The following is a 17836-nucleotide window of genomic DNA, read 5'->3' as shown; positions in this document are numbered from 1 at the left end:
AGGGGCGAAGTGTTAGGCGAGCCCATTACCGTTCTGATGGTCAATGAGTATCCTGACTACATTGATGCACAAGTGTGGGCTGCTGAGCTGAAAACCCGTGTGCCGCAGCTGGAGTTCAGGCTTTGGCCAGACGCCGGGAACAAAAGTGACATAGATATTGTGCTGATCGACAAGGGCGCCAGTCCTGGCTTTTTTGATGCCATGACGGGGCTAAGCGCCGTCGTCTATTTGGGAGCTGGTGTCGAGGGTATTGATCTTCAGAGCTTTCCCAAGAGTGTTCCGCTCATCAGGCTCGCAACGCGTGAGCAGGCTTCGGAAGTGGTGCAGTACATCGTCCTTCGCGTTCTCTGCCAGCAACGGCATGTTGCGGATTACATTAGTCTACAAGCCCGCAAGTTGTGGAATCCGATCGCGCCGCGGAAGATCTCCGAGACAAGAATAGTTGTGCTGGGTGCGGGCCGGATCGGTGGCTGGGCCGCAAAGCTGTTTGCGGACTTGGGCTACGACACAGCAGTCTGGTCTCGTCATCAAAAGACGCTTCCTGGTATACACAGTTACTTTGGCCGTGCCCAGCTTGCGGACGCACTCACAAGTCGGGACTACGTTATCTGTTCACTTCCCCTGACTGGTGACACTCGTGGGATACTGAACTCGAGTGCCTTTGGAAAAATGAAGCGAGGTGCCTACCTTGTGAATGTCGGCAGGGGCGCGCATGTCAACGAAGCCGACCTGATCCGCGCTCTCGACGAAGGTCAGCTTTCTGGTGCTTGTCTTGACGTGTTTGAGCGTGAACCGCTGGAGGCTTCATCGCCGTTGTGGACTCATCCCAAGGTGACCGTCACACCTCATGTCGCGAGCTTCTGGGTGGATTCTGGAATCGACCAGGCCGCAGATCTCTGCGGTCAAGTCGCAAGAGGAGAGCCTCTGTCCAACAAGATCGACCTCGAACGGGGTTATTGAATCGAAGTAGTGTCTTTACCCACTTTAGCAAGTTCCGATCTTCATGAAGCGCGGACATCAGCGCGTGCGTCACCCGGCTATTAGATTTCAAACTGAAACACCACCGACGGTCGAGATACAGAAAATTCGAAATGCGTATTTTGGTGTCGGCGGGACAGCGCCCCCTGTGGCCTGCCGGCCATCTCCCCCTCAAATGGGGAGATCGACTAGTCGCCAACGCCTCTGCTGCCCCTCATCGCCCTTTCGGGCACCTTCTCCCCGTATGACGGGAGAAGGAAAGTAGGCGCTTACGCAAACGCCCCGTGGCAGTGCTTGTATTTCTTGCCTGAGCCGCAGGGGCAGGCTTCGTTGCGGCCGACCTTGCCCCAGGTCGCCGGGTTCTTCGGGTCGCGGTCTTCGGGGGCGACGATGGCGTTGGTCTCTTGGCGGACCAGAACGGCCGTCTCGCCGCCTTCGAAATCGTCCTCGCCGGTGAAGCCGTCGATATGGCTGCCGAACATGTCGGGGGCTTCGGGCGGCGGCGCATCGGCCGCCTGGCGGACCAGTTCGACGCGCATCAATTGCGCGGTGACGGCCTGGCGCAGATTGCCCAGCATCGCCTGGAACAGCTCGAACGCTTCGCCCTTGTATTCCTGCAGCGGATCGCGCTGCGCATAGCCGCGGAAGCCGACGACCGAGCGCAGATGGTCGAGATTGACGATGTGCTCGCGCCACAGATGGTCGAGCGTCTGCAGCACCACCGAGCGCTCGACATAGGTCATCACGTCGGGGCCGAAACGCTCGGCGCGCTCCTTGGCGGCGGCGTCGGCGGCCTGGCTGACGCGCTCGCGGATGTCGTCCTCGGCGATGCCTTCTTCCTTGACCCAGTTCTCGACCGGCAGATCGAGATTGAGGAATTCGGCGATCTCGGCCTTGAGGCCGGCGACGTTCCACTGCTCGGCATAGGCGTTTTCGGGAATGTTCTTGGCGACGATCTCCTCGATGACGCCTTCGCGCATCTCTGTGATGGTTTCGGACAGGCCCTCGCCGTCCATCAGCTCGATGCGCTGCTCGAACACCACCTTGCGCTGGTCGTTTGAGACGTCGTCGTATTTCAAGAGGTTCTTGCGGATGTCGAAGTTGCGCGCCTCGACCTTCTTCTGCGCCTTTTCCAGCGCCTTGTTGATCCAGGGGTGGATGATCGCCTCGTCTTCCTTGAGGCCGAGCTTCTGCAGCATGCCGTCCATGCGCTCGGAACCGAAGATGCGCATCAGGTCGTCCTGCAGCGACAGGAAGAATTTCGACCTGCCGGGATCGCCCTGGCGGCCCGAGCGGCCGCGCAACTGGTTGTCGATGCGGCGCGATTCATGGCGTTCGGTGGCCAGCACGTAGAGGCCGCCGGCGGCGAGCGCCTTTTCCTTCAGCCGGGCGATGTCGTCGCGGATTTCCTTTTCCCTGGCCTCGCGCTCGGGGCCGGCCGGCATGTCGCCAAGCTCCTCGGCGATGCGCATGTCGGCATTGCCGCCGAGCTGGATGTCGGTGCCGCGGCCGGCCATGTTGGTGGCGATGGTGATGGCGCCGGGCTTGCCGGCCTGGGCGACGATCGCCGCCTCGCGCTCGTGGTGGCGGGCGTTCAGCACCTCGAAATCCTTGAAACCTTCCTTGCGCAGGCGTTCGGCCAGTTGCTCGGACTTCTCGATGGAAGTCGTGCCGACCAGCGTCGGCTGGCCCTTGGCGCGGGCTTCCTTGATCTCCTTGACGATCGCCTTGTATTTCTCCTCGACCGTCCGGTAGACCTCGTCGTCTTCGTCAATACGGATGACCGGCAGGTTGGTCGGGATCTCGGTGACGTCGAGATTGTAGATGTTGGCGAATTCCTCGGCCTCGGTCAGCGCCGTGCCGGTCATGCCGGCGAGCTTCTTGTAGAGGCGGAAATAGTTCTGGAAGGTGACCGAGGCGAGCGTCTGGTTCTCCGGCTGGATCGCCACATGCTCCTTGGCTTCGAGCGCCTGGTGCAGGCCCTCCGAATAGCGGCGGCCGGGCATCATGCGGCCGGTGAACTCGTCGATGATGACGATCTCGCCGTTGCGCACGATATAGTCCTTGTCCCGCTGGAACAGCCGGTGCGCCTTCAGCGCGTTGTTGACGTGGTGGACGATGGCGACGTTCTCGACGTCGTAGAGCGACTCGCCCTTGAGCAAGCCGGCATCGCGCAGCATGTTCTCCAGCTTCTCGGTGCCTTCCTCGGTGAAGATCGACGTCTTCTGCTTCTCGTCGATCTCGTAGTCCTGCGGCTGCAGCTGGATGATGAAGGTGTCGATGGTGTTGTACATTTCCGAACGGTCCTCGAGCGGACCGGAAATGATCAGCGGCGTGCGCGCTTCGTCGACCAGGATGGAATCGACCTCGTCGACGATGGCGTAGCTGTGGCCGCGCTGCACCATCTGGGCGCGCTCGTATTTCATGTTGTCGCGCAGATAGTCGAAGCCGAGCTCGTTGTTGGTGGCGTAGGTGACGTCGGCGGCGTAGGCGACGCGGCGCTCCTCGTCGGACAGGCCATGGACGATGACGCCGACCTTGAGGCCGAGGAATTTGTAGACGCGGCCCATCCATTCGGAGTCGCGCGTGGCCAGATAATCGTTGACGGTGACGACATGGACGCCGTTGCCGGCGAGCGCGTTGAGGTAGACCGGCAGCGTCGCCACCAGCGTCTTGCCTTCGCCGGTGCGCATCTCGGCAATGCCGCCGTTGTGCAGCACCATGCCGCCGATCAGCTGCACGTCGAACGGCCGCATGCCCAGCACGCGGCGGGCGGCCTCACGCACGGTGGCGAAGGCCGGCACCAGGAGGTCGTCGAGGCTGGCGCCGTTGGCGATGTCCTGGCGGAATTTGTCCGTGCGGGCCTGAAGCTCGGCGTCGGAAAGCGCCCGCATCTCGTTTTCCATGGCATTGATCGCCTCGACGCGCGGCCGGGTCGATTTGACCCGACGATCGTTGGAGGAGCCGAAAACCTTACGGGCGAGACCGCCGAGACTGACCATCCGATGGCCCTTTCGATAGCATTCCAAGTCATTGCGACAGGCGCCGGCCGGCCCCCATCAACTCAACGTGAACGCGGACAAACGCAAAAAGCGCCCGGAAAACGGTTCTGGACGCAAAGTCGTTGGACAGATAAGAGGGGGCTCATTCGATGTCAACGCCGCGCTCGCCCTGTCGACCGCGCCAAATTCCGCCACAATCCTGCTGGTCTGGAAGCCATTCCGCTCTAGCTACCCCGCTTTGGAGATAATCGTAATGTCAGTATTGTTCCGCCGCGCGTCGCTCGCCAGCCTTGGTCTGGCATTCGGGCTATCGGCCCTCTCGCTGTCGCCGCTGATGGCGCAGGAAGCCGCCCCTGCCCAGCCGGCAGCACCCGCTCCGGCGGCCAAGCCGGTCGATCCGAACGCCGTGGTCGCCACCATCAACGGCCAGACGCTGACCGAGGCAGACCTTGGGCTTGCCGAGGGCGAGCTGTCGCAGCAATTCGCGCAGCTTCCGCCCGAGCAGCGCCGCGCCGCGGCGCTTTCGGCGGCGATCGAAATCCGCGTCATGGCGGCTCAGGCGGTGACCACCGGCCTCGACAAGGATCCCGACTTCCAGCGCCGCATGGCCTTCCTGCAGCAGCGCGCGCTGCATGGCGAAATGGTCGAGAAGGGCGTCGTCGACAAGGTTACCGATGCCGAGGTCCGCGCCCGCTACGACCAGGAAATCGCCAACACGCCGCCCACCAATGAGGTGCACGCCCGTCACATCCTCGTGAAGACGAAGGAAGAGGCAGACGCCATCATCAAGCAGCTCGACGGCGGCGCCGACTTCCAGAAGCTTGCCAACGAGCACACCAGCGATCCGAGCGGCAAGACCAGCGGCGGCGATCTCGGCTGGTTCGGACCTGGCCAGATGGTGCCGGAATTCGACAAGGCGGTGTTTGCGCTGGCGGTCGGCAAATATACCGACCAGCCGGTGCAGTCACAGTTCGGCTGGCATGTCATCAAGGTTGAGGACAAGCGCACCAAGCAGCCGCCGGCGTTCGACCAGGTCAAGGACCAGGCGCGCCAGGCGGTCATCCGCGACAAGTATTTCGCGCTGGTCAAGTCGCTGCGCGCCAACGCCAAGGTCGACATCCCCGATGCGAACCTGAAGAAGACGGTCGACGCGCTGGAAAGCGCCAAATAGGCCAGATTGGGCTATGACAGGGCGCGCTGCCGCCCTGTCGCTTCTATTTGGTAGGGCGAGCGATGATGCGTCGACGCCGCCGCCGGACCGCCGTGGCGTCGCCGGCATCGTCAGCGACGATGCCTTTCAAGACATAGCCGACCGCCCTGCGTAAGATCGCCTCGTCCTCGTCCAGGCGGTCTGTCAGAAGGTGCGCCCAGGCAAACGAGGCGATCAAGTCGGCGACGACAGTGGCATCGACGTCGGCTGCCACCTCTCCCCTTGCCTTGGCGCGTTCGACCATCTGGCCGGTATGGATGCGACGCCCTCTTGCGTATTCGGCGAGGGCGGCGGCGGCTTTTTCGTCCGACTGCGCCTCGGCAATCAGCGATCGGAACACGCTGCCCGACGATGTGTCGCGCCAGTGCGCGAACAAGCTCTTCAGGAAGCCGACGAGATCCTCCGCAAGGTTCCCGGTATCGGGATTGTCGACGCGCTTTTGCCGCTGGTAAACGTCGAGCAGCAAGGCGGCCTTGCTTGGCCACCAGCGATAGATCGTCGGTTTTCCGGCGCGTGCGCGGCGCGCCACCGCCTCGATCGAGAAGCCGGAATAGCCGGCTTCGACCAGTACGGCCTCGGCGGCATCGAGAATGGCATCGGCGCTTTCCGGGCTGCGCCGTGCGCCAGCCGACTTGCGCCCGGGATCGGTGATTTCGCCCATCTCTTCTTCCTTACCCGTGAGTTCAGCAGCCATCATATACAACTCTTGACGAAACGGAACGATCCGTTTTATATGTAACGGAACGTTCCGTAACGATGAGGAGAACGCCAATGACCTCGACCGCCGCCACGCGTTTTTCGCGCCTGCGCTTCGCCCTGCTGGTGCTGCTCGGCGTCTATCCGCTGATCACAGCCATTTTGTACGTGGTTTTTCCGCTGACGCAGGAATGGCAAATCTGGCAGCGTACGCTGGTCATCGCGCCGCTGATGGTCTCGATCATGATCTGGGGGCTGATTCCGGGCGTGCAGCGGGCGTTTCGCGGGTTCATCAACCCAGCGGTCCGCTGATGTTCATTCCAGCGCTTGCGACGTCTCCGAGGCAACGCGCCACGCGCCATCGGCCAGCACGAGCTCCAGCGTCACCCGTGCCTTGCCGGTCAGGCGCTGCGCCGATGTGTCCTTCGGCACATAGTCGTAGCGCATGGCGAAAACCACGTCGGCACGGTCCTTGCCGTGCGGCGTCACCTCAAGGCTGCCGGGCTCGAGACCGAACGACCACGATGCCCATTGCGCGAACCAGTCGGTCTTGACCTTGACGATCGCCTCGCTGTCGTAGCGCGTGCCGTAGATGATGGCCGACGCACCGTAGAGCCGCTTGACGGTTTCGTGCATTCTCCCGGCATCAGGCGCCAGATAGTCCTCGCGCAGAAACTGCTCGATGGCGCTCTTGTCGCCGACGGAGCGTTCGAGCGCAGCCACCTGCGAAGCGGGAGCCGGGCTGACAGCCGGTTTCGGTTGCTGGGCAGTGTCTCCGCCCGGCACGAACTCGAAACGCTCGAGCAGCGATCCCTGCTCCCAGGGACGCTGCGCCTCGCGCGTTGCGGAAACGACGTCGCGGCGCACCGCGATCATCATGTCGTTGATGCTCTGTCCGGGCTCGGCCATATGCCGCAAAAGTGCGGCCGCAAAGGGCGAGTTGCGCCCCGTCCCGTCCATTGCCACAGCGCCGGGCGCCGTCGAGAAGGCGATGAACGAGCCGCGCGTCGACTCGAACTGGGCAAGGCCGGCGAGAGCCGTCGCCGAGCGCGTCGTGGCGCTGCGGCTGAGACTTCGGGCAAACGGGTTGTTGCGGCAGGCATCGAGAAAGACCAGGCTGACTTGGGTCTGCTGCTCCATGATGTCGAGGACCTCGTCGATCGGCACCGCCTCGAGCTGCAGCTTGACCGGCATGTCCAGCCTGGCGTCGACCGGCACGATGAAGTTGCGCCCGTCGACTTGCAGGCCGTGGCCGGCATAGTAGAACAGCCCGGCACCGGCACCTTGCAGCGCATCTGAGAATTCGCCGATCTTGCGTTCGAGCTCGCGCTTGCCGAGATCGTTGCCTTCGATCACCTCGAAGCCGATGGCGCGCAGCTTGTCGGCGATGTCGAGCGCATCGTTGACGGGATTGGCCAGCGTGCCGGCTTCGGCGTAGCTGCCGTTGCCGACCACAAGCGCCACGCGCCGCGCCGTCTGCGCATCGGCGCGCAGCAGCAGAAAGCCCAGAAACGCTAGTGCCAAGACCACAAGCCTGCCCATGGGGCAGGATCATAGCGCTATCGGTCGCAGCGACGCCAACAAATTTGCAACAGCCTGCTTGCTGCATGAGGCGGTGTCAGGCTTCCGGCACCCGTAACGGCTGTGAAACGCCTTGCGCCAGCGCGTGCTATCGGGCAAACCGGCGTTCCTTTCGCGATTTTTCCCGCCCGGGGTCTTCCATGTCCACACAGGTTTCGCCGCTCGCGCCGAAGAAATATGCCAAGATGCCGGCCATCGAGGGTGTGCGCATCGCCACCGCCGAGGCCGGCATAAAATACAAGGACCGCACCGACCTGCTGGCCATGGTGTTCGACGCCGGCACCACCATCGCCGGCGTGTTCACCAGGTCGAAATGCCCGTCGGCGCCGGTTGATTTCTGCCGGCAGAACCTCGTGGCTGGCAAAGCACGCGTGCTGGTCGTCAATTCCGGCAATGCCAATGCCTTTACCGGCCAGAAGGGCCGCGCCTCGACCGCACTCACGGGCGAGGTGGCGGCGAAGGCGGCCGGCTGCACAGCGGGCGAGGTATTCCTGGCCTCGACCGGCGTGATCGGCGAACCGCTCGACGCCGGCAAGTTCAGCCATCTGCTGGCCGGGCTGGTCAAGGACGGCAAGCCGGACTTGTGGACCGAAGCCGCCAAGGCGATCATGACCACCGACACCTATCCCAAACTGGCGACCGCGACGGTCAAGCTCGGCGATGCCGACGTCACCATCAACGGTATCGCCAAGGGTGCCGGGATGATCGCGCCCGACATGGCGACGATGCTTTCCTTCATCGCCACCGATGCGCCGATCGCAGCACCCGTGCTGCAGGACCTCCTGTCGCGCGGCACGGCCAAGACCTTCAACGCGGTTACCGTCGATAGTGACACCTCGACCAGCGACACGCTGCTGATGTTCGCCACGGGTGCTGCCGCCAGGCGCGGCGCGCCGGCAATTTCCGACCCCAAGGATGCGCGCCTCGGCGCCTTCCGCCGTGCCCTCGGCAAGGTGCTGAAATCGCTGGCACTGCAGGTGGTGCGCGACGGCGAGGGCGCCCGCAAGCAGGTCGAGGTCACCGTCACCGGGGCCAAATCGGCTCGCTCGGCCAAGCGCATCGCGCTTTCGATCGCCAATTCGCCGCTGGTCAAGACGGCAGTCGCCGGCGAGGACGCCAATTGGGGCCGCGTCGTCATGGCCGTCGGTAAGGCCGGCGAACCGGCCGACCGCGACCTTCTGTCGATCTGGTTCGGCGACAACCGCCTGGCCTATCAGGGCGAGCGCGACGCCGCCTATTCCGAGGAGGCGACTTCGGCGTATATGAAGCGCGACGAGATCCGCATCCGCGCCGATATCGGCATCGGCCGCGGCAAGGCGACGGTGTGGACCTGCGATCTCACCAAGGAATATGTCGCCATAAACGGCGATTATCGGAGCTGATGGCGTTGGCTTCCAGACATCCGGCAAGCGTGTTGGCGATCGTGCGCCGCTATGAGGCGGCCGGCTTTCGCGCCTGGCCGGCGGCCGCCGTCCATTATGACGGCACCTGGGTGGTTCGGCTGACGGCCGGCCACCCGGCCAAGCGGCTGAACTCGGTCAATCCGCTCGATCCGGGCGACATCCAGCACATTGCCGAGCGCATCGGTCGCGCCAGCCGCCGCTTCGACGCCTATGGCAGGCCGCTGACCTTTCGCATCTCACCGCTGTCGGGACCTGATCTTTCGAAGTACCTCGACAGCGAAGGCTGGAGCACGTTCGCGGAGTCGCTGGTCATGCGGCTGCCGCTGGCTGACGCCGCGCTCGACGATGCCATGGACCAGATTCCGTTGAAAGACATCAGCCGTTTCATCGGCGCGGCGCTCAAGGTGAGCGGCTCGGATGTGTCGCTGCGGCCGGGCCTGTCGGAGATCATCGGCGCCATCCAGCCGGAGGCCGGGCTGTTTGCGCTGGTGGCCGGCAGCGAACCGCTGGCAACGTTGATCTGCGTGCATGACGGCGACCTTGCCGGCCTGTTCGAGATCGCCACCGACAGGTCGGTGCGCAACCAGGGCCATGGCCGCCATCTCATCCGGTCGGCGCTGAAATGGGCGCGGCTGCGCGGGGCGCGGGAAGCCTGGCTGCAGGTCGAGGCGGACAACGCGCCGGCGCTGGCGCTCTACCGTTCGCTCGGATTCGACGAAGTCTATCGCTATCGCTATCGCCGGCCACCCGGCGCATGAGCGGCTTGGATACGATCGGCAAACGCCTGCTCCTGGTCGCGGCCTGCGCGCTGGTCGATGCCGACGGGCGCGTGCTTTTGGCGCAGCGGCCCGAAGGCAAGCAACTCGCCGGCCTGTGGGAGTTTCCGGGCGGCAAGGTCGAGCCCGGTGAGACGCCGGAACAATGCCTGATCCGCGAATTGTATGAGGAGATCGGCATCGAAACCGACATCCCTTGCCTGGCGCCACTCACCTTCGCCAGCCATTCCTACGATGATTTTCACCTGCTGATGCCGCTGTTCGTCTGCCGTCGATTCCGCGGCATTGCCCAGCCGAAGGAAGGCCAGGTGCTGAAATGGGTGCGGCCGCGCCAGATGCGCGATTTTCCAATGCCGCCGGCCGATGCCCCGCTGATCCAGTTCCTCATCGATCTGCTGTAACGGCCGCCTGCCGTAAATCGGGCAGCGCCGCAACGCGCTGGCAGCAGCGTTAATGAAAGATTTATCTGACCGTGAAAAATTGACGCTAGGCGGTTACGCCGATTCCACCGCTGGGGAGCGATTTGCATGAGCCTTGAAAAGGACTGGGACTCGCCTTGGCCCGACCGCCTTCCTGGCGCCGCCAATGCCGGCATGGGAATATTGCGCATCGCCCTCTTGTTCGGCTCGGCCGCGGTGGCTCTGGCCTTGATCGCGACGCCCTACCTCGACAGCCGGACCCGCTCGCAGTTTGCCCGCGACGGGCTTGATACGATGAGCACCGGCTCGATCGGCCAGCGCGATAGCTATACGCTACGCAAGAGCGTGCTGCAGCCGCTGCCCAGTTCGGTCTGCGTTATACGGGCCGATGGCAGAAGCAGCGGCGACTGCTGACTCTTCAACAGATCTCTAGGATTCGGCTGTTTCCTAGAATGCAGCTGGTTCACCGCGCGTTAAGCCTGTCGCATTAACCTTTCTTAACGGGTCGGCGCTAGGTTCGGGCAAGAGGGATGGGCGCCCATGAAAATCTTGCTGCAACGATTTTTAGACGACGAGAGGGGTGCGACGGCTATCGAATATGGTTTGATCGTCGCCGTGCTGTCGCTTGCCATTGTCGCTGGTATTGGCCAGGCTGCCGGCGCCATCCAGTGGTTGTTCAGCGATAACAGCAGCAAGCTTGCCAACGCTTTTGCACAGTGACCCGCTTAGCTTTTGCGTGGGATACGCTTAGCTTTTGCGCAAGGATCCGCTCAGGGGCCGCCGGGGTTTTCCAGGATTGTCTTCAGCGATATTTTTGCGGAGCCCGGCTTCAGCGGCTTTTGCTGAGAGGCATCGGGCGCCCAGCCTGACATCCAGACCACCGAGAAACTCGCCCTGACGCGGCCGTCGGCATCCGAAAACCGCTCCGCATAGATTTCGGCGGCGCGCGCGAACAGCGCTCGCGTGCCCGGCCGCCTGCTGCGGTCGACAAGCGCGCTGGTCTCGCCCATGGCGCGCAGGTCGGCGACCAGGCCAAACAGCGAATCGTAGCGCACCGTGATCGTCTCGACGTCGGCAACCGGCAGTGCCAGGCCGGCGCGCTGCAGCAGCGCGCCGGCGTCGCGGACGTCGGTGAACGGGATCACACGCGGGCTGGCGCCGCCATAGAGCTCGGTCTCGGCGGCAAGCAGGCTTTCGCGCAGTTCGGAGAGCGTGCCTGTGCCGGCGAAGGCGCCGAGGAAAAGCCCGTCCGGCTTCAGCGCCCGGCGGACCTGCACCAGCATGCCGGGAATGTCGTTCATCGCCTGCAGCGACAGCAGCGAGACTGCGAGGTCGAGGCTTTCCGGCTCGAATGGCACGGTTTCCAACGGCGCCAACAGTCCTGGCTGGCCACCCAGGAAAGCGGCGTCGGCCTCGACGCGCACGTTTTCCGTCACCTTGCCGCTTTCGGCGAGCACCTCTGCTGCTGCCGGCGTCTGGCAAAACAATGAGGCCGCCTTGCCGAACCTGCGTTCGACGGCGCCGAGCCGGTCGGCAAGATCCTCGGCCGCCCGCCGCATGAGGAAATCCGCGCCGGCGATGGGACGGGTCAGTGCCCGGCGCTTACGCGCCAGCCAGAGCGAGGTGTCAATTACAGGCTGCAATGGGCAGGTCCTTGTGCTTCGCTCTCTGATATAGTGATGCGGAGGACCAACCACGTGGCCGATCCCATGCCAGAGATCAAGCGTATTGCGATCAAGAGCATTGCCCGCAAGGCATTGGGCTGGCCAGCGCGCCTCTTGTTCCCGCCGGTCTGTGCCGGCTGCCGCCGCCATGTCTCGCAGCCCGGCGTGTTGTGCGGCGCCTGCTGGCCGAAACTCAGGCTGCTGGAACGGCCATGGTGCCCGGTGATGGGCACGCCGTTCACCCACAGTATGGGTGAAGGGTTCCTTTCGGCGGAGGCGATAGCCGACCCGCCGCCGTTCGAGCGCGCGCGGGCGGCGGTCGCCTATTCCGGCGTTGCCCGCCAGATGGTGCAAGGGCTGAAATACCAGGACCGCACCGATCTGGCGCCGTGGATGGCGCGCTGGATGCTTCGCGCCGGTGCCGAGCTCATCGCCGAGGCCGATGTGGTCGTGCCGGTGCCGCTGCACTGGCGGCGTTTCTTCAGGCGGCAGTTCAACCAGTCGGCGGAACTGGCGCGGGCGGTGGCGCAGCTCGGGGAGCGGCCTTTCGCGCCATCAGCCATCAGGCGCGTCAAACTCACGCGCCAGCAGGTCGGGCTTGAGCGGCGGGAACGCGAGGAAAATGTTCGCGCCGCATTCAAAGTGCCTGATGAGGCGGAGATCGAAATCGCCGGCCGCCGGGTGCTGCTGATCGACGATGTCTACACCACCGGCGCCACCGTCCGCGCGGTCGCCAAGGCGTTGAAGAAGGGCGGTGCCGGCGCGGTCGACGTACTGACCTTCGCGCGCGTGCTGCCGGGGGACTTTCGGGCCGACGAATCGGCGCCTATATAGCCTAGGAACGAGGCAGGATTGCTGACCGATGGTCGATGTGACGATCTACACGCGGATGATGTGCGGCTATTGCACCGCGGCCAAGCGGCTGCTCGACAGGAAGGGCGTCGCCTATACCGAGCACGACGCCTCCTTCTCGCCGGAGCTGCGCCAGGAGATGATCTCCCGCGCTCACGGCCGGTCCACCTTTCCGCAGATATTCATCGGCGACACGCATGTCGGCGGCTCTGACGATCTCCACGAATTGGAGGCGGAAGGACGGCTGGACACATTGCTCGCCAACGGCTCGGCCAGATAAGGACATGACGATGGGTGGTTTCAAGGCGGCGGCGATCCAGATGCGTTCGGGAACCAGCCCGGAGCGCAATGCGGTCGATCTGGAACGGCTGGTGCGCGAGGCGGCAGGCCTTGGCGCGACCTATATCCAGACGCCGGAAATGACCGGCGCGCTGATCCGCGACAGCCAAGCGCGGGCCGCCTCGTTCACCTCCGAAGACAAGGACATCGTCGTCTCGACGTCGCGGCGGCTGGCCAAGGAGCTCGGCATTTTCCTGCATATCGGCTCGACCGCCATTCTGCGCGCCGACGGCAAGCTTGCCAACCGCGCCCTTCTGTTCGGGCCGGACGGCGCCGCGATTGCCACCTACGACAAGATCCACATGTTCGACGTCGATCTCGACAATGGCGAGAGCTGGCGCGAATCCGCCGCCTATGAGCCTGGCACCGAGGCCGTCGTCGCCGAAGTCAATGGCGCGAAGCTCGGCTTTGCCGTCTGCTACGATCTGCGCTTTCCGCAGCTGTTCCGTGCCGAGGCGCTGGCCGGCGCCGATCTGCTTTCGGTGCCCGCCGCCTTCACCCGCCAGACCGGCGAAGCGCATTGGCACGTGCTGCTCAGGGCGCGCGCCATCGAGAACGGCGCCTATGTGGTTGCCGCCGCGCAAGGCGGCGTGCACGAGGACGGCCGCGAAACCTATGGCCATTCGCTGATCGTCGATCCCTGGGGCCGCATCGTCGCCGAAGCTGCGCATGACGAGCCGGCGGTGATCGTCGCCGAGATCGACCCGGCGCAGTCCGTCGCCGCGCGCAAGAAGATACCGAACCTCAAGAACGCACGCGATTTTGCGGTAAACGCCGGTTCGGCGGAGGCAATGCCGCTCAGGGGTGCCGCCTCTTGATCCGCTTTTCCCTGATCTGCGAGCACGAGCACGAATTCGAGGCCTGGTTCCGCAGCAACGACGATTTCGACACACAGAAGAGGCGCGGTTTCGTCGATTGCCCGGCCTGCGGCTCGCACAAGGTCGAGAAGGCGCTGATGGCGCCTGCCGTCTCCACCGGGCGCAAGCGCGAAAGCATCGCGCTGGCCATGGGCGAGGCGCAGAAGCAGGCGCTGGCGCAGCTCAAGGCCCTTGCCGAGAAGGTGCGCGAGAATGCCGACTATGTCGGCGACAAATTTGCCGAGGAAGCGCGCAAGATCCATTTCGGCGAAAGCGATCCGCGCGGCATCTATGGCGAGGCGACGCTGGACGAGGCCAAGAGCCTCGCCGAAGACGGCGTCGAGTTCATGCCGATTCCAAGTTTCCCCGACGACCGCAACTGAGGAAAGTCTTGCCCCATCCGGAGAAGACTGAAAAGCGGCGTGGTTCAGAGATAGTGATCCGTGTTTTCAGCTGGTTGGCAATAAAGTCGATCGACAAGAGAACGATCGATGGGTTGCCAGTTTTCTATAATGGCGAGAGCGGTGGGAAAGATGCCGATAAGGTTGCCGCCGCGCTGCGATTGATTCAAGAATTTGACCCTGTTCGATACAGCCGTCTGGTCCGCGATCTCAAACGGATCTGGATTACAATCAATCCAGGTGCCGCTGCGCAATTTGTGAAATCGACTTCGACTTGCGAGCTTGATCGGCGATTTGTTCTAGGCGAGCACACGCTGACCGACCAGATCGCCAGCGCGATAGTGCATGAGGCGACGCATGCGCGTCTCCATCAGCGAGGCATTGGCTATGAGGAGGAATTGCGCCACCGGGTGGAGTGGGTTTGCATGAGACGTGAACTGGCTTTTGCGGCGAAACTGCCGGACGGGGCGAGTATTCGTCAATGGGTCGAAGCTCGACAAACGGAACCCTCGGATTTTTCCAATGCAGCGATGAATGGTCGGCAAATTGATAGCGCGCGTGATGCCTTGCTCCATCTCAATGCTCCAGGTTGGCTGGCAAACCTGATCGTCTTTTTCGCCCGGCGGCGATATCAGAGGCGTATCAGGCGACAAGAAGCTGAAGCGCATTTCGACAAGCGAAAATGATGCTCCGTTTCGCTTGTGGGGATTCGCTTCCGCCCAGAGCGGCGATGCCGCCGCCCCCTGCACAAGCGTCCGCAATTTCAGGCCGAGCAGCAAGGATGGGCCTCGCGGGTAATCGTTTCGCTGCTTCTTTCATGCCCACTGCCTGACGGGCTTGCTTCACTTGACGGAGTTGCTTCCGCATAGGCTGCAAACTGGCGTTCAAGCGCCTTGACTGCACTGCTACGCCAGCCCTCCGCCAGGGATTCCGACATGGGATCGGGGAAGATTTCCTCTTCGCCGTTCTCCACTCCGTCCAGGATCGCCCGCGCGACAGACTCCGGAGAGGCTTTCGCGATGTCCAGGCCCCGTGTCATGTCCGTGTCCACCGGGCCGGGAAGGACCCTGTGGACGCTGACACCCCGTCCGGCCAAAAGGGTGCGCAACGACTGCGACAGCGAGAACGAGGCCGCCTTCGAGATCGAGTAAGCCGGACTGAACGGCACGGCGGCAATCGAGGCCAGCGACAGAATGTTGACGATGGCTCCCCGCGACCGGGCCAGCAACGGCAGCAGAGCCTGGGTAACGTCGTACGAGCCGAAGAGGTTTACGGCGAGCTGTTGTTCGAGCACACGACGGTCGCTGAGGTCATCGATGGGCGATACGCCGGCGTTGTTGATGAGGATATCGAGAGCATCGATCTTCTCGACGGCCTCCCGGATCTGCGCAGCGTTGGTCACATCCATGGTCAGGGACGTCACACGCCGGTCCGGATGAGCCATCGGTTGGCGGGTTGCGGCATAGACGCGCTTTACGCCTCTGCTCAGGGCTTCCTCGACCAGTGCCCGACCGATGCCCCGATTGGCGCCAGTCACCAGGATGGTTGTACCTTCGATCTTCATTGCGTCTCTCCTAATGCTTATCGTTGTGTTCGAGCCCAGTGCACGGTCTAGCCGCGACTCAAGGTTGGCGCGCCGCAACTCAGGTTGGCTACAGTCGCCGTTGTCGATACGACTGGTTGGTGAGATGGACTTAGCGCCGGATGTCGAAGCCATGGGAGTGACAAGTGTGACGGGATTCCGATGGACTCGCTGATCACGGCCGCGGCGCATGCGCTTGCGGCGGGCGATCCGCTCGGCGCCTTGAAGCGGGTTGCGCTGCGCGACGATGCGCCGGCACTGGCGTTGCGCGGTATCGCGATGGCGCAGCTTGGCGACTTGAATAGGGCGAAGGTTCTCCTCAAAAGGGCGGCGCGCGCATTCAGCCCGAGGGAGGCCGTGGCCCGCGCGCGGTGTATCGTCGCCGAGGCCGAGATCGCGCTCGTCTCGCGCGACCTTACCTGGCCGGCCAAGGCACTCGACGCCGCACGGGCGACGCTTGAAAAGCATGGCGACCGCGTCAACGCCGCGCATGCGCGCAACCTCGACGTTCGGCGCCTGCTGCTGATCGGCCATCTCGACGAAGCCGAGCGCAGGCTGGACGGCTTCGATCCCTCGCCGCTGCCGCCGGCATCGCGGGTCGCCCACGAGCTGGCTGTCGCCGGCATCGCCATCCGCCGCTTGCGGACCGGCCCTGCGCGCGCCGCGCTTGGCCTGGCGGCGCGGGCGGCGCGCGCGTCCGGCATACCCGCGCTGATCGCGGAGGTGGAGAGCGCATCGCTGGTGCTGGACACGCCGGCCGCACGCCTTGTCGCGCGTGGCGAGGAACGGCCCCTCCTGCTCGATGAAGTCGAGGCGCTCCTGGCGTCGGGGGCGCTCGTGGTGGATGCATGCCGCAATGTCGTGCGGGTCGCAGACAACGTCGTCTCGCTGGCGACCCGCCCGGTGCTGTTCGCGCTGGCCCGCGCGCTGGCCGAAGCCTGGCCGGGGGACGTGGCAAGAGCGACGCTCATTGCGCGCGCTTTCCGCGGAAAGGACGCGGACGAATCACATCGCGCACGGTTACGGGTCGAAGTCGGGCGGCTTCGCGCGGAGCTTCGGAGCTTGGCGGATGTGAGCGCGACGAAGCGGGGCTTTGCGCTGGCCCCGCGCCGCGCAGGTGAGGTCGTCGTGCTGGCGCCACCCGTCGAAGAAGAGCATGCCGCCGTGCTCGCCTTTCTCGCCGACGGCGAGTCTTGGTCGAGTTCGGCCCTGTCGATTGTGCTGGGAGCCAGTTCGCGTACCGTGCAGCGAGCGCTCGAGCAACTCGCCCTGGCCGGCAAGGTGCAGTCGTTCGGCCGCGGACGGGCGCGTCGCTGGATGACCCCACCGCTGACGGGTTTCCCGACAATCTTGTTACTCCCCGGCCCACTGCCGGGCTACTAGGATGGAATCATGGAACGATCCGCAGCCGAAATCCTTCGAGAATATGGACCCTTTCCGGGTGTCGACCACGTAGACGGCGTTACCTTCGACGGTGAGCATGTCTGGTTTGCCTCAGGCGACAGATTGAACGCCTTCGATCCGGCAAGCGGCAAAGTGGTGCGCTCGATCGATGTCGCGGCACACGCCGGAACGGCCTTCGACGGCCATCACCTCTATCAGATCGCCGAGGATCGCATCCAGAAGATCGATCCGAGGAATGGCCAGGTGCTGGCGACGATCCCGGCGCCCGGCAACGGCGGTGATTCCGGGCTCGCCTGGGCCGAAGGAACACTCTGGGTCGGGCAGCATCGGGGCCGAAAGATTCATCAGGTCGATCCCGAGACAGGGGCAATCCTTCGCACCATCGTTTCCAACCGCGTCGTCACCGGGGTCAGCTGGGTCGACGGCGAGCTGTGGCATGGCACCTGGGAGGGGGAGGAGAGCGATGTCAGGCGGATCGATCCTGAAACGGGAAAGGTCCTTGAGAAGCTCGATATGCCGCCGGGAACAGGCGTGTCGGGGCTCGAATCCGATGGCGGCGACCAGTTTTTCTGTGGCGGCGGAAACAGCGGCAAGATCAGAGCTGTTCGCCGGCCCAAACGAGGCTCGGCGGCCAGGATCTGACCTTTTCCATCCCCTCGGCGCGGCCCTTGG

20 protein-coding genes are annotated in these 17836 nt (G+C 64.0%); 15 read left to right on the top strand and 5 right to left on the bottom strand.

Annotated features, from left to right (window positions below):
• The first annotated feature begins 9 nt into the window (after nucleotides 1-9).
• On the top strand, nucleotides 10-960 hold the full coding sequence (locus NKJ91_RS18055) for a 2-hydroxyacid dehydrogenase (RefSeq protein WP_352456660.1): 951 nt from the start codon (nucleotides 10-12) through the stop codon (nucleotides 958-960).
• A gap of 287 nt (nucleotides 961-1247) precedes the next feature.
• On the opposite strand, the gene secA is transcribed toward NKJ91_RS18055, so the two are convergent.
• Nucleotides 1248-3980 (bottom strand): preprotein translocase subunit SecA, encoded by a 2733-nt coding sequence (gene secA, locus NKJ91_RS18050; protein WP_352456659.1) that lies wholly within the window; start codon nucleotides 3978-3980, stop codon nucleotides 1248-1250.
• 253 nt (nucleotides 3981-4233) lie between these two features.
• On the opposite strand from secA, the gene NKJ91_RS18045 reads away from it, so the two are divergent.
• Nucleotides 4234-5151: a peptidylprolyl isomerase gene (locus tag NKJ91_RS18045; RefSeq protein ID WP_352456658.1), complete on the top strand. Its 918-nt coding sequence runs from the start codon at nucleotides 4234-4236 to the stop codon at nucleotides 5149-5151.
• A 43-nt stretch (nucleotides 5152-5194) separates the two neighbouring features.
• On the opposite strand, the gene NKJ91_RS18040 is transcribed toward NKJ91_RS18045, so the two are convergent.
• Nucleotides 5195-5851 carry a TetR/AcrR family transcriptional regulator gene (locus tag NKJ91_RS18040; RefSeq protein ID WP_352456703.1) on the bottom strand — a complete coding sequence of 219 codons (657 nt, stop codon included), beginning with the start codon at nucleotides 5849-5851 and terminating at the stop codon, nucleotides 5195-5197.
• Between the two features lie 110 nt (nucleotides 5852-5961).
• Here NKJ91_RS18040 and NKJ91_RS18035 point away from each other — a divergent pair, with 110 nt between their 5' ends.
• The gene (locus NKJ91_RS18035) at nucleotides 5962-6198 is read left to right on the top strand and encodes a putative antibiotic biosynthesis monooxygenase (protein WP_352456657.1); all 237 of its coding nucleotides are present in this window, start codon (nucleotides 5962-5964) and stop codon (nucleotides 6196-6198) included.
• Between the two features lie 3 nt (nucleotides 6199-6201).
• Here NKJ91_RS18035 and NKJ91_RS18030 read toward each other — a convergent pair whose 3' ends face one another.
• Entirely contained in the window at nucleotides 6202-7416 is a 1215-nt protein-coding gene (locus NKJ91_RS18030; RefSeq protein ID WP_352456702.1) for a caspase family protein, read from the bottom strand.
• Nucleotides 7417-7607: 191 nt separating this feature from the next.
• On the opposite strand from NKJ91_RS18030, the gene argJ reads away from it, so the two are divergent.
• The 5 genes from argJ to NKJ91_RS18005 all read left to right on the top strand — a co-directional run bounded on the left by argJ (nucleotide 7608) and on the right by NKJ91_RS18005 (nucleotide 10785).
• Nucleotides 7608-8849 (top strand): bifunctional glutamate N-acetyltransferase/amino-acid acetyltransferase ArgJ, encoded by a 1242-nt coding sequence (gene argJ / locus NKJ91_RS18025; RefSeq protein ID WP_352456656.1) that lies wholly within the window; start codon nucleotides 7608-7610, stop codon nucleotides 8847-8849.
• Nucleotides 8849-9628, top strand: coding sequence for a GNAT family N-acetyltransferase (locus NKJ91_RS18020; protein WP_352456655.1), 780 nt, complete (start codon nucleotides 8849-8851; stop codon nucleotides 9626-9628). Before argJ ends, NKJ91_RS18020 begins: the two co-directional genes overlap by 1 nt.
• The gene (locus NKJ91_RS18015; protein WP_023677979.1) at nucleotides 9625-10047 is read left to right on the top strand and encodes a (deoxy)nucleoside triphosphate pyrophosphohydrolase; all 423 of its coding nucleotides are present in this window, start codon (nucleotides 9625-9627) and stop codon (nucleotides 10045-10047) included. Before NKJ91_RS18020 ends, NKJ91_RS18015 begins: the two co-directional genes overlap by 4 nt.
• Nucleotides 10048-10173: 126 nt before the next feature.
• The gene (locus NKJ91_RS18010; RefSeq protein ID WP_023677980.1) at nucleotides 10174-10479 is read left to right on the top strand and encodes a hypothetical protein; all 306 of its coding nucleotides are present in this window, start codon (nucleotides 10174-10176) and stop codon (nucleotides 10477-10479) included.
• Between the two features lie 126 nt (nucleotides 10480-10605).
• Complete coding sequence (locus NKJ91_RS18005; protein ID WP_352456654.1) at nucleotides 10606-10785, top strand: Flp family type IVb pilin; 180 nt, start codon at nucleotides 10606-10608, stop codon at nucleotides 10783-10785.
• A 50-nt stretch (nucleotides 10786-10835) separates the two neighbouring features.
• On the opposite strand, the gene NKJ91_RS18000 is transcribed toward NKJ91_RS18005, so the two are convergent.
• Nucleotides 10836-11708 carry a methyltransferase domain-containing protein gene (locus tag NKJ91_RS18000; RefSeq protein WP_352453067.1) on the bottom strand — a complete coding sequence of 291 codons (873 nt, stop codon included), beginning with the start codon at nucleotides 11706-11708 and terminating at the stop codon, nucleotides 10836-10838.
• A gap of 54 nt (nucleotides 11709-11762) precedes the next feature.
• Here NKJ91_RS18000 and NKJ91_RS17995 point away from each other — a divergent pair, with 54 nt between their 5' ends.
• Genes NKJ91_RS17995 through NKJ91_RS17975 form a run of 5 tightly spaced genes read left to right on the top strand, consistent with a single transcriptional unit; the run spans nucleotide 11763 to nucleotide 14864 of the window.
• Nucleotides 11763-12563 carry a ComF family protein gene (locus tag NKJ91_RS17995; protein WP_352456653.1) on the top strand — a complete coding sequence of 267 codons (801 nt, stop codon included), beginning with the start codon at nucleotides 11763-11765 and terminating at the stop codon, nucleotides 12561-12563.
• Between the two features lie 28 nt (nucleotides 12564-12591).
• Nucleotides 12592-12861 (top strand): glutaredoxin 3, encoded by a 270-nt coding sequence (gene grxC / locus NKJ91_RS17990; protein ID WP_352456652.1) that lies wholly within the window; start codon nucleotides 12592-12594, stop codon nucleotides 12859-12861.
• A 10-nt stretch (nucleotides 12862-12871) separates the two neighbouring features.
• Nucleotides 12872-13738: a carbon-nitrogen hydrolase family protein gene (locus NKJ91_RS17985; protein ID WP_352456651.1), complete on the top strand. Its 867-nt coding sequence runs from the start codon at nucleotides 12872-12874 to the stop codon at nucleotides 13736-13738.
• A complete protein-coding gene (locus NKJ91_RS17980) occupies nucleotides 13735-14160 on the top strand; it encodes a DUF1178 family protein (protein WP_352456650.1) in 426 nt (141 codons plus the stop codon). Before NKJ91_RS17985 ends, NKJ91_RS17980 begins: the two co-directional genes overlap by 4 nt.
• Nucleotides 14161-14168: 8 nt before the next feature.
• The gene (locus NKJ91_RS17975) at nucleotides 14169-14864 is read left to right on the top strand and encodes a hypothetical protein (protein WP_352456649.1); all 696 of its coding nucleotides are present in this window, start codon (nucleotides 14169-14171) and stop codon (nucleotides 14862-14864) included.
• 77 nt (nucleotides 14865-14941) lie between these two features.
• Here the strand turns inward: NKJ91_RS17975 and NKJ91_RS17970 are convergent, their stop codons facing one another.
• Nucleotides 14942-15742, bottom strand: coding sequence for an SDR family NAD(P)-dependent oxidoreductase (locus NKJ91_RS17970; protein ID WP_352456648.1), 801 nt, complete (start codon nucleotides 15740-15742; stop codon nucleotides 14942-14944).
• 180 nt (nucleotides 15743-15922) lie between these two features.
• Here NKJ91_RS17970 and NKJ91_RS17965 point away from each other — a divergent pair, with 180 nt between their 5' ends.
• Together NKJ91_RS17965 and NKJ91_RS17960 are read left to right on the top strand one after the other, a co-directional pair.
• Nucleotides 15923-17143 (top strand): helix-turn-helix domain-containing protein, encoded by a 1221-nt coding sequence (locus NKJ91_RS17965; protein WP_352456647.1) that lies wholly within the window; start codon nucleotides 15923-15925, stop codon nucleotides 17141-17143.
• Nucleotides 17144-17152: 9 nt separating this feature from the next.
• Nucleotides 17153-17806 (top strand): Vgb family protein, encoded by a 654-nt coding sequence (locus NKJ91_RS17960; protein WP_352456646.1) that lies wholly within the window; start codon nucleotides 17153-17155, stop codon nucleotides 17804-17806.
• Nucleotides 17807-17836: the final 30 nt, after the last annotated feature.

It is taken from the genome of Mesorhizobium sp. M0040 (genome assembly GCF_040323505.1).
GTDB lineage: Bacteria > Pseudomonadota > Alphaproteobacteria > Rhizobiales > Rhizobiaceae > Mesorhizobium.
This window is presented reverse-complemented; position numbering and strand designations above follow the sequence as displayed.